The 15,204-nt window shown below is 61.0% G+C and carries 13 protein-coding genes; 7 read left to right on the forward strand and 6 right to left on the reverse strand.

Annotation, left to right across the window (positions count from 1 at the left end; all coding sequences use genetic code 11):
• Positions 1 to 24: 24 nt before the first annotated feature.
• Together HY17_RS13540 and HY17_RS13545 are read left to right on the forward strand one after the other, a co-directional pair.
• Positions 25 to 1,869 carry an ATP-binding protein gene (locus HY17_RS13540; protein ID WP_155843635.1) on the forward strand — a complete coding sequence of 615 codons (1,845 nt, stop codon included), beginning with the start codon at positions 25 to 27 and terminating at the stop codon, positions 1,867 to 1,869.
• Entirely contained in the window at positions 1,866 to 2,504 is a 639-nt protein-coding gene (locus tag HY17_RS13545) for a response regulator transcription factor (RefSeq protein ID WP_034767389.1), read from the forward strand. The genes HY17_RS13540 and HY17_RS13545 overlap by 4 nt, the downstream gene beginning before the upstream one ends.
• Positions 2,505 to 2,607: 103 nt before the next feature.
• Here the strand turns inward: HY17_RS13545 and HY17_RS19540 are convergent, their stop codons facing one another.
• Positions 2,608 to 3,900 (reverse strand): tetratricopeptide repeat protein, encoded by a 1,293-nt coding sequence (locus tag HY17_RS19540; protein ID WP_139068794.1) that lies wholly within the window; start codon positions 3,898 to 3,900, stop codon positions 2,608 to 2,610.
• 118 nt (positions 3,901 to 4,018) lie between these two features.
• The gene (locus HY17_RS19545; RefSeq protein WP_051600102.1) at positions 4,019 to 5,092 is read right to left on the reverse strand and encodes a GGDEF domain-containing protein; all 1,074 of its coding nucleotides are present in this window, start codon (positions 5,090 to 5,092) and stop codon (positions 4,019 to 4,021) included.
• A gap of 329 nt (positions 5,093 to 5,421) precedes the next feature.
• Here HY17_RS19545 and HY17_RS13560 point away from each other — a divergent pair, with 329 nt between their 5' ends.
• Complete coding sequence (locus tag HY17_RS13560) at positions 5,422 to 6,045, forward strand: helix-turn-helix domain-containing protein (protein WP_034767392.1); 624 nt, start codon at positions 5,422 to 5,424, stop codon at positions 6,043 to 6,045.
• A gap of 665 nt (positions 6,046 to 6,710) precedes the next feature.
• Here HY17_RS13560 and HY17_RS19550 read toward each other — a convergent pair.
• The 3 genes from HY17_RS19550 to HY17_RS13575 all read right to left on the reverse strand — a co-directional run bounded on the left by HY17_RS19550 (position 6,711) and on the right by HY17_RS13575 (position 9,479).
• Positions 6,711 to 7,643, reverse strand: coding sequence for a bifunctional precorrin-2 dehydrogenase/sirohydrochlorin ferrochelatase (locus HY17_RS19550; RefSeq protein WP_051600103.1), 933 nt, complete (start codon positions 7,641 to 7,643; stop codon positions 6,711 to 6,713).
• A gap of 130 nt (positions 7,644 to 7,773) precedes the next feature.
• Positions 7,774 to 8,814: a GTP 3',8-cyclase MoaA gene (gene moaA, locus HY17_RS13570; RefSeq protein WP_034767394.1), complete on the reverse strand. Its 1,041-nt coding sequence runs from the start codon at positions 8,812 to 8,814 to the stop codon at positions 7,774 to 7,776.
• Between the two features lie 59 nt (positions 8,815 to 8,873).
• The gene (locus HY17_RS13575; protein WP_034767396.1) at positions 8,874 to 9,479 is read right to left on the reverse strand and encodes a molybdenum cofactor guanylyltransferase; all 606 of its coding nucleotides are present in this window, start codon (positions 9,477 to 9,479) and stop codon (positions 8,874 to 8,876) included.
• 365 nt (positions 9,480 to 9,844) lie between these two features.
• Between HY17_RS13575 and glp the strand changes: the two genes are divergently transcribed.
• The 4 genes from glp to HY17_RS13595 all read left to right on the forward strand — a co-directional run bounded on the left by glp (position 9,845) and on the right by HY17_RS13595 (position 14,453).
• Positions 9,845 to 11,041, forward strand: coding sequence for a gephyrin-like molybdotransferase Glp (gene glp, locus HY17_RS13580; protein ID WP_034767398.1), 1,197 nt, complete (start codon positions 9,845 to 9,847; stop codon positions 11,039 to 11,041).
• 124 nt (positions 11,042 to 11,165) lie between these two features.
• Positions 11,166 to 12,518, forward strand: a complete 1,353-nt coding sequence (locus tag HY17_RS13585) for an alginate export family protein (protein ID WP_233348798.1) — start codon at positions 11,166 to 11,168, stop codon at positions 12,516 to 12,518.
• On the forward strand, positions 12,496 to 13,173 hold the full coding sequence (locus HY17_RS13590) for an ANTAR domain-containing response regulator (protein ID WP_233348800.1): 678 nt from the start codon (positions 12,496 to 12,498) through the stop codon (positions 13,171 to 13,173). Before HY17_RS13585 ends, HY17_RS13590 begins: the two co-directional genes overlap by 23 nt.
• Positions 13,170 to 14,453 carry a CmpA/NrtA family ABC transporter substrate-binding protein gene (locus HY17_RS13595; protein WP_034767399.1) on the forward strand — a complete coding sequence of 428 codons (1,284 nt, stop codon included), beginning with the start codon at positions 13,170 to 13,172 and terminating at the stop codon, positions 14,451 to 14,453. Before HY17_RS13590 ends, HY17_RS13595 begins: the two co-directional genes overlap by 4 nt.
• On the opposite strand, the gene cobA is transcribed toward HY17_RS13595, so the two are convergent.
• Positions 14,442 to 15,200, reverse strand: coding sequence for a uroporphyrinogen-III C-methyltransferase (cobA, locus tag HY17_RS13600; protein ID WP_034767593.1), 759 nt, complete (start codon positions 15,198 to 15,200; stop codon positions 14,442 to 14,444). The two genes, HY17_RS13595 and cobA, sit on opposite strands and share 12 nt — an antisense overlap.
• Positions 15,201 to 15,204 lie beyond the last annotated feature (4 nt).

Consider the following 15,204-nt stretch of genomic DNA (forward strand, 5'->3'; position numbering starts at 1 on the left):
AGGCTGATGCTCCTGGCGCCGCTGATGAGACTTGTCCTGTTGTCCGCGGCAGGGTTGGTCATGTTCCTGGGAATGGTTCTGGTCGCCCTGCAACCTGCGACCGGCTGGAGCTGGTCGCCGGAGCATTGGCGTCCGCTTGACGAGACGCATCCCGCAATCTGGGCATCGCTTTTCACGGGGCTTCTGGCCTGGCTTATCTCGTCCTGGGTCTGGGCACTGAAGCCAGGTCATATTCCAGCAATGCTGTTCGCGGCCAGTGGTTTCGCGACTCTGGCTTTCTGCTTTTCATCCTTCGCCCCATGGATTGCGGTTCCGATGAATGAAGAAACGGTCGCATGGATCTGGGCCGTGAACATACTGGGGGCGTCTGCCTTCGGTATCATCATGACCTGCCTTTTCCTGATCTACCCTTCCCGCCTGCCCAACTGGAAGTGGCTGAGCGTTCTGACCGTCTTCGGATTTGGTAGCTGGACCTTGCTGCGCACCTTTGGCCTCTTTCAGGACTTCGCGGAAGTCCAGCGCATCACGACATTTGAAATGCTGGCCATCGTCATAGCTGTGATCTGGCAATTCCGGTCATCCGCCAGCGACCCGCGCCGGCGCGCGATTGCAGCATGGCTCGGTGCATCGACCCTGCTCGGCGCAGGCGCTTTCATCGCGACGGTGGCAGCACCGATAACACTCGGCTTCAGCGCGTTCATTCTGGAAAATTACGCGTTCAGTTTCTTTCTTGTCATCTATATCGGCCTTGCGATCGGGCTGATGCGCTACCGTTTGTTCGACCTTGGGTCATGGGCCTACCGGTTGGTATTTTACGCGTCAGCTTCAATCGCTTTGATCCTTCTGGATATCGTATTGGTCAGTATTCTGGCCCTCGACCCCGGACAGGCACTCGGAATCTCGCTGCTGCTCATCGCCATTGCATACCTGCCGGTGCGCGATTTCCTTTGGCGGAGGATTGTTCAGCGGCGCCGCGCCACTGACGATGACCTGTTTCACCTCGTTCTGGATACTGCTTTCAGACCGACTGAACAGGAACGGGCCGCCGGGTGGAAAACATTGCTCCAGGATCACTTCCATCCCCTTGAACTGGCCGAAGCGGAAGTTGCGGTCGCTGAACCCGGAATCGGGCGCGAAGGTATCAGCCTGAGCGTGCCCGGTGTCGCGGGTGTTCCGTCTCTTCAGCTCATGCACGCAAATCATGGCAGGGCGCTGTTTACACCGCGCGATGCAGGTGTCGTGATGCATCTGGTCCGCCTGATGGAGCAGGCGGAGACCAGCCGGTCAGCCTATGACCGGGGTGTCTCTGAAGAGAGATTGCGGATCGCACGGGATATTCATGACAATATCGGAGCCCAGCTCATGCGGGCCTTGCACTCCGCCATGCCCGACCGGAAGGATGCCATGATCCGTGATACGCTGGCGGACTTGCGCGATGTCATCAACAACGCCCAGAGCCCGGTTCTGCCGCTGGACGAAGTCCTTGCAGACCTTCGTGCCGAGACAGCCGAACGCCTCGAACCCCACGGTGTATCTCTCCGCTGGAGCCTGCAGGCCGAGGCCGGCATCCGGCTGGTACCCTCTACCATCCATACGTTCCGTTCGCTGGTCCGCGAGGCCGCAAGCAATACGATCAAGCATGCCGGTGCGAAACGCCTGGACGTCCACCTTCGGGTTACACCTCACAAGGTCGAGGTCGCGATAGAAGATGACGGATCGGGCGTTGACCTGGCAACGGCCCGGCTCGGCCAGGGACTTGCCAATATGAAGGCCCGTGTCGAGGGCATGGGCGGCGAGTTTACACTCGCCCAAGGAACAAGCGGGGCAAGGCTCCTGGCAGAATTTCCCCATGAGGTCGCCGGACCATGAAATCCATCCTGATTGTTGAAGACATCGCAGAAACCCGCGCCTGGCTGCGCGAAGCGGCCGAAGCGGCCTTTCCGGGGAACGAAATCCGCGAAGCTGCAAATGTCCGCGAAGCCGTCTATGCCATAAAGGGACATGATTTCGACATTGCGATCGTCGACCTTGGCCTGCCGGATGGTTCCGGTACTGACATAATCTCCGCCCTCTCCGCCTCCCGCCCGGAAACAACCGTGGTGGTCGCGACCGTGATGGGAGATGATGCGTCCGTTATTGCCGCTTTGTCACAGGGCGCGCAGGGATACCTTCTGAAGGACTCGCCTATAGACGTTTTCGTCCGCCAGCTGACTTTGATCGAACAGGGCCTTCCTGCGCTGTCGCCGTCGATTGCCCGGCGTATCGTAGAACACTTCCGCAAAACGGCTGTTGCGCAGGACAATCGCAGCGACCTCACCCCGAGGGAACGCGATGTGCTCGGCCTGATCGGCCGGGGCTTGAGAAATGCCGATGCCGCCCTCGCTCTGGGGCTGAGCGAGAGCACGGTGGCGAGCCACATCAAATCGATCTACGCCAAGCTCGGCATTTCCAGCCGTGCAGAAGCCGCCCTTCAAGCTGCGCGGCTCGGCCTGACGCAATCCTGATCTGAAATGCCGTGCAATTCCCTCGAATAAATGACCGGCAGGATGGTCCTCCTGCCGGTCATCTCTTCAAGATGCTGAGGCCGGATGAGCGGACAGGCCAACCCTACTGGCAGACTGATGCGCTCTGATTGCTGCCTTTCATAGTGCAATGCGCCCAGCGGTATTTTTCGCGGGTTTCGGCCGAAATCTGCGTAGCGCTCTTCATGGGGGCCGGCTTGAAGGACGAACTTCCACTGGAATAGCTTGGGGCGCTCGTTCCATAGAGTTGCTTCCAACGCGCATCCGCCATACCAGGCGCATTCGTGCCGGTGCCGAATGTGCCTTCGAGTCCGGTTCCACGCGCGGATAGTTCTGCATCGGCTGCCGCCCGTACAGGACCGGACGGGAACCAGAGTGCAGCGGCGTACAGGTCGTTTGTGGAAATCTCGCTCATGCGGCCCGCAGAGCTCGTCGCAAGGATGGCTTTTTGAGCAAGCTCTTTGGAGCCTGCTGAGTTGATCGCAGCACGGACGGCATCACCGTACCGGCCCTGGGAAAGGGGCGTATCGACCATCTGCCGGAATGCAGCCATTTTCGCTTCGTACTCGGCCATATCGCGGTTGTAGGTTTCCCAATCCGTTGCGGTCTGGCAGGCGTCGGCATGACCGAAATCACAGGCGCGCCGCATGTAGAGCGCGCCCAGTTCATATTCTTCAATGCTGAGATAGACGCCGCCGACATTACGGCAATCCGCACCGCTTTTCTGCTCGTCGCAGCGGATCATGGTATAGGTGAGGCCCTTTTCCGCATTAAAGGTGGGAGCATCCGGGTTGGCATAGAGGCGGGCAGCAACGTCGCATCCCATTACGTCATGGTATCGGTTGCAGGCTTCTTCCGCGAACCAGCCCGCCGTCGGCATGTCGATCAGGCTTGGATACTGGCCTTTCTTGCCATCCCAGGACCAGTCCAGCCCCCAATAACAGGGGTTCTCGACACCCGCCGTGCAGCCGGCCTTGGCTGTCTCGACAGCCTTGCCAAGGTCAAGGGCTGGAGACGTATCGCTGATCCGATGGCCGATGGCCCGGCTGCAACCATCGGCATGTCCCATACCGCAGGCGCGTTCCATGTATTCAACACCCGTCAGGACATCCTTTTCGAGATTGCCTTCTCCGAGACTCACCAGGATACCGCTGGTCGAGCAGCCATCGGGCACGCCCATGTCGCATGACTTCAGGAAATACGTCACGGCTTTCTGCTTGTCTTCTGCGACGCCGGCCCCCTGGGCATATTCCGCGCCGGTGTAGAAGCATGCTTCCGCGTCTCCGGCATTGCAGGCGCTCTCCGACGCAGACCCCTGCGCCATCGCGGCAAATGAAATCCCGGCTGACAAGCCAAGGACAACCAATCCTCTCAACATGCGAATCTCCAATACGCTGACGACGGGCGGTTATCGCATGCGGTTTTCTACCTGCCCCTCCCCTGTTCAGGTGAGCCCTGAACAGGGCAGATCATGACCTAGTGGAAAAAACTGCTTTCTAGGCGGCACTGCCGGCCCGGCCGCCGGAGACGTCCTCATCCGGCTCGCAAAGGACCTTGTTCCGCCCGCCCGCCTTCGCATTGAAGAGGCAGGTATCGGCGCGGCGGAACAAGGTGCCGGCAGCTTCGCCCGGCCTGTATTGCGCCACCCCGACAGACAGGGTTACGGTCCCGATGATGTCGCCGCTCTTGCGTATGCGCAGAGGCCGCCGCCCGATGTCCTGCACGAGTTGCCTGGCATGACCAGACGCAGCCCCTGCCTTTGTTCCCGGCATGACCAGGACAAACTCCTCCCCGCCATACCGGACGGCCAGCCAGCCCGGACGAACCGCGCTCTTCAGCTTTGCCGCGACATAGCGGATGACAAGGTCTCCGACATCATGCCCCCAGCGGTCGTTCACACGCTTGAAATGGTCGATGTCGCAGACCAGCAGGCTAAGATCCGTTCCGCCCGTGCACGCCTCGGCGATGAAACCCGGCAGTTTCGCGTCCAGCATCCGCCGGTTCGCAAGCCCGGTCAGACCGTCCGTCAAAGCCTCTGTTCTCGCAGCTTCCAGTTCGGCCGTGAGGCGCTCCACATGATCTAGGGAACGATTGAGGGAAATCGCAAGCTCGGCGTTATTCTGCGCGATCGTATGGGTTTTGGAGGCAATTTCTGTCAGCATCTCTTCGAAATCGCTCACGCTTCGCGTCGACCTGACCTTCTCGATCGATTTTCGAAGGCTATCCGCATAAGTCGCAGTCTCGGCCCCGGTCTTGCGAATGCTGGAAGAAACCTCCGTCAGCTCAGCCGCGAAGGCTTCGCTGGCATCGACCACCCGCATCGAAAGCCTTGAATCGGTGAAGTACTTGTCGAAAAGCTCCGCATTCACCTCTTCCGTGAAGGCTCGCCCATCGGAGATGAGCGCATCGATCTCCCGGCGGAGATCCGGATGCGCTTGTGCGACATAGGTCGCCCAGATTTCATAATTCTCCGGATGGGTCGGAATGTCGAAACGAGCCAGCGCCTCTATTGTCTCTCGCGCGATGGAGAGTCCGCGAGCCCCTTGATATATCTTGAGCCGGTCATCCATCTTCTGGTGATTCACCGCCTGAGCCAGTCTGCACGAATACGCGTGGGCCGCCGGCGCCTTTCCGGAAGGGAAAGCTCAGCCATAAGACAAACGACCGACGGGAATTCGATCCTGCTTATCTTCTCGAAAGGTGCTGGAGCGAAATCAACTCCAAACTTGACGTTCAATTCCGGCGGCCTTTTGGCAGTCAAACCCTTACCTGCATCGGGCCTGAAAGATATGATTCAGAAGTCGGCCCGGGATCGGGACGCAGTTGAACTATGAAGCCTGCGGACGATTTTCGGCTTTGGGTAGGGGGGTAAGCAACTGTGGATTTAGGCCATCGGGACGTGGCAAACTCGCTCGGCCGGGAAATCGGCGTAGATGTGTTCACCGCGGAATATGATCTGCTCACGCTGCTCCACGAAGCGGGCGAAGCATCCTTCAACGATCTTTATTTCCATCTCGAAATGTCGGGCTCGACCATTGGCAGAAAGCTTGCCAGGCTCCGGGACAAGGGACTGATCATCTCCCGCCTCAACGAGGCAGACCTTCGCCGGCGGAAGTTCGACCTTTCGAACGGGGTCCGGAGTATTCTGGACACCGAACTCGCCTTCTTCAGCTCGTGGGAGCATGCCGGGGCCGAGCCGAGGGACAAGCTTTCAAACATGGTTGCGAACCTGAAGCAAAACCTGGGCGTCGAAGTCCTGGGACAGGACTACAAGCTGATCATCGGTTGCTACAGCCAGGATGGGCCGGGCGCCTCGGCCCTTCTCGATTTTGCAGACATGTCGCAAGGGAGCTTCTATGCCAAGCTCAGGCAGCTGCAGGAGAACGGACTGGTCTCCTCCGTCAGGGAGACAGAGGATCAACGAAAATCACGGATATACCTGGCTGACTATGTCGTCGGGGCAGTTGCGGACGCGCACAGTGAACTGCACAAATGGGCGTCGAAGTCTCTGCCGTCGACCTGAAATAACTAGCTGGTCGAACGTCTTCGTCTCACATGGCATGTCGCCCTCCGTACGCCGACCAACAGCAGAAGGCAGCGTCAGACAAAGCCCCCTGATCGACAGTTACGACAGCACGGCATCAAATCATCCGGAACTGCGCCTTGAAGGATTCGTCCATCGGGTATTTCGGCACTGCGTCTTCTATCGAATTGAGCAAGTTAATCCCAGCAGCAATCATTCATGCTCCTGCACAGACAAAGGCAATTATCCCACGGTTTCAGCGTTTTTGTATTTGCGGGATAGTTGGTCAAAATTCTACATTTCGATAGTCTTGTTTGCGCCGTTCCGAAGAAGCTGAACATTCCGGACCTTGCTCTGTACAGAACGAAAGTATGGCTGGTCCTGCCGCCGCCTCCGCTTGTCGATGGTCACGATCGTATGACGGCGAATGCATGGAACAGGAATCATCTCTGTTCAGTATGCAACGGACAAATGCGGTTGCAGTCCGTCATCATTCATGCGAGGACACAGCCGCCTGCCCCCACTGTCCCCACATGAAGGGCTCAGGCCACCAATGAAGCCGTCCGGCGATTCCCGACCCAGCCGGGCGGCTTTTTTTCGCACTTGCAACATGCTGCTCCTTTGCCTGACAATCCGCAGGCGCAATACTTGCACGATTTCCCAACCTATAGTTCGCGAACGGATATACCTGCCGTTGCAGCAAGGCCCGATATACGACGGACGTCCTCATCTGCCGGCAACAGCCATGCGACTTGCCTGACTCCTGACCTGCTGGCAAGGCCGATGGTTTCATCGTTTGCGGCCAGGGCAATCCGCTCTGCATCCTTCCGGATGAGATCCGTCCAGTCCCGTTCGATATGGGCAGGGATAATGGCGAGGTCACATGTCTGCAGGAACCGGAATGTCCGGAGTGAAATGTCATCCGGCACGCGGCCTTCCAGGCACACCAGGCCCCATTCCGGATCGCTTGTGCCTGGCGCAGGGATAATACGCGAGACAGCCCAATCAGCCCAGCTCTCACCCGCTTCCGGCTCACAGCCAGACAGGATGTCTCTCGAAATCATCTCCCAGGCACGCCGCCGCCCATTCGCATCAGGGATCCTGTCATTCAGCTTCCGCCGGACCCCGCCCGCTTCACGCATGAATGCAGCAAGACCTTGCGGCAGGCTGCGCTCGAAACGGGCGCGCAAATCCCGCGCAAGAACCGGCGCGGCGCCGCCGCTGGTGAAACCGGCAACAAAACTCCCGCGCTCGATCAGGGACGGAAACATGAAATCGCTTTCAGCCGGATCATCGACCACATTCAGGGCAATGTGATGGTAGCGGACAAGGGCAATTGCCAATGCCCGCTTTTCGGGGTCTTCCTCTGCCACAATGGCGAACTGGGCGTCCGGCAGGAAAGCTGCGGCAATCTCCGGGTCCACACATCTCAAATTTGGACATTCCAGGCTTACAAGGTCCCCTGGCATCGCGCCAACCAGGTAGAGTTCAGCGGGGCTGCGGGCGAGGAGCCTTATCTTGCGGGCCGCCATGCCGCCACTTCCGAAAATTACCACGCGGGCCTTCGACATATCGAAAAAAGCCGGAAAAAAATCCATCAATCTATTCCCCCGCACCTTTTGCCATCTGCCGCAATCGTCTCCTCGTCCGACCTGAATGCATACGGATCAACTGTTCCATGCGGGAAGACCTTGCGCGGCAACGGCGGTATTCCCCTTCGCTGGCACATCACCCTCCGGTGACGGACATGGTCCGGCGTGTGGCAGCGGTCTCGAGCGAACCGGCATCGAATGTGTGGCCCTTCGGCTTCAGGCCCAACGCGCCATCGAGAGTCTCATCAACGGCGTTATCGCCCTGGCTCCGGAGCGCGGCCTTCAGGTCGGCGCCGCCTTCATGGCCAAGGCAGGTATACAGCATGCCCGTACAGGTCACGCGGACCCGGTTGCAATCCTCACAGAAATTATGGGAGAGCGGCGAGATGAATCCGAGCCGCCCGCCCGTCTCCCGGATACGGACATAGCGCGAAGGCCCGCCCGTATTGTCGGTAAGCGGATCGAGCTTCCAGACCTGTTCCAGGTCCGCCCTGACCTCACTCAGCGGGAGAAAGGCATCGGTCCGGCCAGCAATACCTTCACCGAGCGGCATGGTTTCGATCAGGCTGATATCCATGCCGCGGCGATGAGCCCATGTGATGAGGTCCGGCAGCTCTGCCTGGTTCTCGCCTTTCAGCGCAACCGCATTGATCTTGACGCGGAGACCCGCGTCGAGGGCTGCACTGATGCCATCAAGCACTTCAGGCAACACGTCCCGCCGGGCAATGCGCGCATAGGTTTCCCGGTCGAGCGTATCGAGCGAGACATTGATCCGCCGGATGCCCATACCGGCCAGCGCGCTTGCATGCCGGGCAAGTTGGGTGCCATTCGTGGTCAGGGTCAGCTCATTCAATTTGCCTGGCAGAATACGCCGCGACACATCTTCCAGGAAACCCATGACATCCTGCCGGACCAGGGGTTCGCCGCCCGTGATCCGGAGCTTCGTGACACCGCGGGCAATGAATAGGTCCACCAGCCGGAGCAGTTCATGATAGTCGAGCAAGTCAGCCTTCGGCAGGAAGGTCTGGCGCTCCTGCATGCAATAGGTGCAGCGCAGGTCGCACCGGTCCGTCACGGAAAGACGCAGATAGGTGACCCGCCGCCCCAGGGAATCGACCAGGTCCTTGTTGGAGGACTGGCGGGCTCCCGGAAGCGTGTTCAACAAGGTGGTTTTCATGACATGAGCCTAGCGCGTTCCAGCCAGGCCGCGAACCGGAAGCGCCTCCCTCCCGGACATCAAGCCTTCCCTGCCAGAATCCGGGCACGCGCCAGGTCTTCCGGCGTGTTGATGTTGAGGAAGGCATCTTCGCCGGCCCCGATATCGATGACCGCCGCGCCGAGCCGGTCCACGATCCGGTGAAGGGCGCGTTCATTTGCCTGCAGCACGAGGTGTTCGAGGTCTTCGAGAATACTGGCCGACCAGACGCCAAAGACGGGCTGCAACCTGCCATTTGCCCTCGCGACGGCGCCTGGGTGGTCGCCTTGCCCCTCGAGAAGCGCAGAAACAATGGAAGCGGGGAAGAATGGCGCATCGACCGGAACCGTCACAAGGCGGCCTTCCGGCGCCTGGGACGCGAGGGAGCGCACCGCGCCCAGCAGCCCTCCGGCGGGGCCGAGCGCATGGCCACCTGCCCCTGTCGCATCCGGCACAAAGCCGATCCCGGCAGCATCTGCCCAGTCCGGCTTGTCCGGCGCAACAACAACAATCAACCGGCACAGGCCGGAGATCTTGCCTGCAGCAATCTCGTGGAGCGCCTCGCCGCCAAGCGTGACGCGCGCCTTGTCGAGACCGCCGAGCCGGCGTCCCTGGCCTCCGGCAAGGATCACGCCAAGATCAATCATGGCAAGGACGCCTTGCCGCAAGGCAGGGCGCTGCCTGGGCACAAATCAGCCCGGGCGCCACACCCCGATTGAGATGGGTCCGGAAGGATGAAAGGTCGCTCATGGCAAATCATGCCGGTAATCCTATCCTGCAGTCACCGTCCGGATCAATTCTGACATACGATGGAAATTCCCGGACGTGCCAGCGTCCGCACTTTGTGCCATGTCCGGCTTTTCCGCCACTCCGGCCTCCCCTGCCTCTTGTTCAGATCGGCAAGGCTGCTCTATGCCGGTGCCGGAAAGGTCCCCGGTCATCCGCCGGGTAGGCCGGATACCTCGAACGGGGAACGCTCCGGGATTTTCCCGGAGGCAGCGGAAGGAACCGCATGATCGATCGCACCGAAGCCCTCGCCCTTCTGGAAAAACATGCCGGCCTGATGGAAGAGATGCACCTCGCCTTGCCTGGGATCGACGGGCATGTGCTTGCCCGCGATCTGGTCGCCGCATCTACCGTGCCCCCTGCCGACATGTCCGCCATGGATGGCTATGCGATCCGGTTTGCCGATCTTATTGATGGCCGGGGCGGATTCCGCGTCATTGCCGAAACCGCCGCCGGATCTCCCTCAAGTGCGCCACTCGGTCCCGCAGAGGCGGTCCGGGTCTTCACGGGGTCCGTCATGCCACCCGGCGCAGACCATGTCGTCATCCAGGAGGACGTATCGGCGGGAGACGCCCGGATCGAGATCCGGGCATCGCAGGAAAGGCCGCGGAACATCCGCCGGGCCGGCGTCGATTTTTGCGAAGGGGATCTGCTGATACCGGCCGGGACGCCGCTCGGCCCGATGGAACTGGGGGTCGCCGCAAGCGCAAACCAGTCCGGACTCCAGGTCAGGCGCAAACCGAAAATCGCCATTCTGGCCAATGGAAACGAGCTGATCCTGCCGGGCTCCCAGGCTGGCCCGGCCAGTGTCATCTGTTCCACGCCTTTTGCGCTCGTGCCCCTGATCCGGAACTGGGGCGCGGACGCTGATTTCGTGGGGATTGCGGAAGATTCGGAGGCTTCGATCAGGGCTTTCATCGAAAAATGCCGGGGCGCCGACATCATTATTCCCCTGGGCGGCGCCTCGGTCGGGGACCATGATCATATGCAATCTGCCTTCAGGGCATGCGGCCTCGCGCCCGTCTTCTCGAAGGTCGCCATACGGCCCGGCAAACCCACCTGGTTCGGCATGCTCGGAGACACGCGCGTCCTCGGCCTGCCCGGCAATCCTGCCTCGGCACTGGTTTGTGCCATCCTGTTCCTGAAACCGTTGATCGCGGCCATGCTCGGCGTGAATATGCCCGGCACAGGCCTCCAGGCTGTCATCTCCACGGGCCTTGCGCCGAATGGTCCGCGCGAAACCTTCCTGCGCGCCCGGATGGTGCCTGGCGCGGACGCAGCCGCGCACGTCACCCCGGTTTCCAACCAGGACACGTCCGTCCTCTCGCCCTTCCTTGTGGCCAATGTCCTCATCCGGCGTGCTGCCAATGCCCCGGCTGTCCCGGCCGGAGCCCGCGTGATGTGCATTCCTTTCAAGCAATGACCGGCCAATCTGCTCAAAACTGATCCACCCCCCGTGGGAGCGGGCGGGGCCGACCGGTCCGGAATTGCGAAACCGCGCCGCCCGGTTCAGCTTTGCCCTGCTCGCTGCAGCGGGCCCGCCTTCGATGACGAAGGCATACTTCGATGAAGAAGTTGAAGCGTCTGCCGCGCCCCGCGGCCTGTTCCAACATTCCGTGTCCATGAACATGCGCACGGGCTTCTTCACCGAGACCAACATGACCCAGTCAGCCAAATTGTTCCGCAAATTCGCCTGCGCCGCAGGCTTCGCCGCCTTGTGCCTCCAGCCCGCCCTCGCGGAAGAAAAGGACCCGGCACCCGCCACGCTCGCAGACGCCCTGAAAGCCTCTCATCCGATCCTCGAAACCCGTCTGCGCTATGAAGGCGTCAGCCAGGACGGGCTCTCCAATGACGCAAACGCCCTGACCTATCGCATACGTGCCGGCCTCGAAACCGGGGCTTTTGCCGATACGACGTTCCTTGTTGAATTCGACCATGTCGGCGACCTCGTCGACGACTACAATTCGACAATCAATGGCAAGACCGGCTACCCGGTCGTCCCGGATCCTGAAGTGACCGAACTGAACCGGCTCCAGCTGGTCAACAAGAGCCTGCCGGATACGGTAACCACGCTCGGCCGCCAACGGATCGCCCTCGACGATCACCGCTTCATTGGCAATGTCGGCTGGCGCCAGAACGAGCAGACATTCGATGCGATCCGGTTCCAGAACACCTCCTTCGGCAAGGTCACGGTGGATGCAGGTTATATCGTGCAGGTGAACCGGATCTTCGGAGAAGACTCTCCGGCCGGCCGCTGGGACGGCGACAGCTATTTCGTCAACGCGTCCCTGCCCACGCCCGCCGGCAAGCTCAGCGCCTTCTCCTATTTCGTCGATGTCGACCAGGGCGGCGGCTCGGCCTCGTCGAAGACTTTCGGCGCGCGCCTTGCCGGTGCAACACCTCTCGGCCCCGGTAAACTGGCCTATGCCGGGGCGTTTGCGCAGCAAAGCGATTACGGTTCCAGCAATCTCGACTATTCCGCCTCCTACTACCTCCTCGACGGCAATTATTCCGCCGGCGCCTGGAGTGCAGGCGCAGGGCTCGAAGTGCTCGGAAGCGACAACTCGGCCGCGTTCCAGACCCCTCTGGCAACCCTGCACAAATTCCAGGGCTGGGCTGACAAGTTTTTGGTCACGCCGGCAGGCGGAGTGAAGGATTTATATGCTAAGGCAAGCTTCAGTGCCGGGGATGCCGGGCCATTTTCTGGCATCGGCTTCCTGGCGGTCTATCATGATTTCTCTGCCGAATCCGGCGGAGGAGACTATGGGTCCGAACTGGACCTGCAGGCGAGTGCAAAATGGAAGTCTCTTGGACTGGCCCTGAAATTCGCAGATTATCAGGCCGACGGATTTTCCACCGACACACAAAAGGTGTGGTTTGAAATCAACTGGAGCCTCTGACGATCGTGATCCGCTGCGGCAGGCAGGCGAGTCCCGTCCGGCCGCAGCGGCGGTCCCCCTGCGCGTCCTCATCATTGATGATGATCTGGACCGGGCCCGCCAGGTCGAGGATGGCCTGTCCGGACATGCCGCCGTCCACCTGGCAACGAGCATACATGGCCGCCCCCTGCTGGACCTCATCGCATCGGTACAACCGGATGTCATCATCATGGATTGCAATTCCCCCGACCGGGACACGATCGAGAGCCTTCGCCTGGTCGCCCAGTCCAATCCAAAGCCGATCGTGATGTTCGTCGAGGAAGAAGGCAGCGACCAGATGACCGCCGCCATTGAAGCGGGCGTCAGTGCCTATGTCATCGACGGGCTGACCCCCAAACGGGTCCGCCCGCTGATCCAGACAGCCATCGCCCGCTTCAAGGTCATGGACGGTCTGCAGAGCGAGCTACGCAAGACACGGGACGACCTTGCCGCCCGCAAGGTGATCGAACGGGCCAAAGGCCTCCTGATGCAACGCCAGGGCATGACGGAAGAACAGGCCTTCAAGGCCATGCGCGACATGTCGCAGAAACAGGGCAAACCGCTGAAATCCGTCGCAGAGAACGTCATCGCCATCCTCGACATGATCGGCGACAAACAGGATACGGAGGGAACGTGACACACACGCCGCTGACAATCGGGTTTGCACGCCTCTCCGATGTGGCCACGATCGCTGCCGCAAAGGAGCGGGGAACATTCGAGGCGTTCGGCCTGGATGTCACCCTCACGCGCTTCCAGTCCTGGGCCGCCCTGCGCGACGCCCTCGGGACCGGCGCGATAGATGCGGCCCATATGCTCTCGCCCATGGTCGTCGCCTCTGCGGCAGGGCTTGGCCCCTATCCCGGCGCCTTCACCTCGGCCTTCACGCTGAATTTGAACGGCAACGCCATCACCGTGTCGAACTCCCTGTTTTCGGCCATGCAGAAGGCCGCTCCGGAGGCGATGGCGCATTTGCCCCTGACCGCCTCTCCCCTGGCGGCCGTCATCAATATCCGCCACCTGCTGAAACAGCCCCCGCTCACTTTCGCGCATGTCTACCCCCATTCCATGCATGCCTATGAACTCCGCTACTGGCTGAGCGCGGCAGGGATCGATCCGGACAAGGATGTCCGGCTCGTGGTCAGCCCGCCCTCCCATGTCCTGGACGCCCTCTCGATCGGGGAGATCGACGGCTATTGCGTTGGCGAACCCTGGAACACCGCAGCCTATGAATCCGGTGTCGGCCGCACGCTGATCACCTCCGGCGAGATCTGGTCGAACGGACCGGAGAAGATGCTGGCTGTCCGGCGGGAATTTGCTGACACGAAACATGAAACCCACCTCCAGCTCCTGCAGGCGCTGTTGACCAGCGCCGCCTGGGTCGACCAGCCGGAAAACCGCCTCGCGGCAGCGAACATTGTGAGCGGTCCGGCCTATACCGGCATGGGTATGGACAAGGTGGCCGCCTCCCTGACGGGCGAGAACCGGCAGACCGCCGGCCGCATCCGGGTAGATATGCCGGACTTCAATGTTTTCCACCGCTATGCCGCCAATTTCCCCTGGCGGTCGCACGCAATCTGGATCCTCTCGCAAATGGTCCGCTGGGGCGAAGCGCCGCCGGACACCGATTATGCGGAAGTTGCAAGCCGCGCTTTCCAGCCGGACATCTTCCGCGAGGCCGCCCTGCCGCTCGGCTATGCCTGCCCGACCATCGACCTGAAAGTCGAAGGCGCTCATACGGTTCCCTGGCTGATGACCGACGCGACGAGCCCGATCGCGTTCGGACCGGACCGGTTCATGGACGGGCGCATTTTCGATCCGACCGATGTGGACACTTATCTCGCAGGTTTTGATATCCGTGCACGCGAATCCCGGCTGGCCCCCATCGACGAAGTCCAGTCTTCGGAACTAGCCAAGTGACCGGAAGGGCTCCCGCGATGCGGCCGCCGCACTCGCCAGGCTGAGCGGATAGCGGACCATGAGGATGGCGGGATTCGACACATTCCCTTCCGCGGCAGCGAGGGCAATCTGGTCGACGCGCGTCGAAACCGTCCTTGCGCATGCCTGACCTGCCCGCTCGATCCAGTCCGCGGGCGCATGTCCCGGAACGCCGGCCGCCAGGAGTTTCGACTGGATCCGCCATGCCTGCGCCACCCCCATATAGAAGGCGATACAGGTGCCGGGCTTAGCCACGCTTTCCCAGTCGGGCGTGTCCGCCTCATCCTGCGAGCGGCCGGTCGTCACCACGAAATGCCGGATTTCCTGGCGTTCGGTCACCGTGATTTCCGCATCCGCCGCAGCGGCGAGCGCCGCCGTGACACCCGGCACGATCTCAATCTCCGCTCCCGCGGCTTTCGCGATGGCGATTTCTTCGGCTGCCCGGCCAAACACCATCGGATCCCCGGACTTCAGGCGGGCAACCACCTGACCGCGCCGCAGGGCTTCATAAATCCGGACATTGATGTCTGCCTGCTGGACGCCGCCGTCACCGGCCCGCTTGCCGACATAGGCAATGTCCGCCCCTGCCGACGTATGGACCAGAACCTCCGGATCGATAAGCCGGTCATAGAGGACAAGATGCGCCTCAGATATCCGCTTCGCCGCCCGGAATGTCAGGAGGTCTCCGGCCCCGGGGCCACATCCGATCAGGATCAGTTTACCGGTCATCTCT

The organism is Hyphomonas sp. CY54-11-8 (genome assembly GCF_000682735.1).
Classification (GTDB): Bacteria; Pseudomonadota; Alphaproteobacteria; order Caulobacterales; family Hyphomonadaceae; genus Hyphomonas.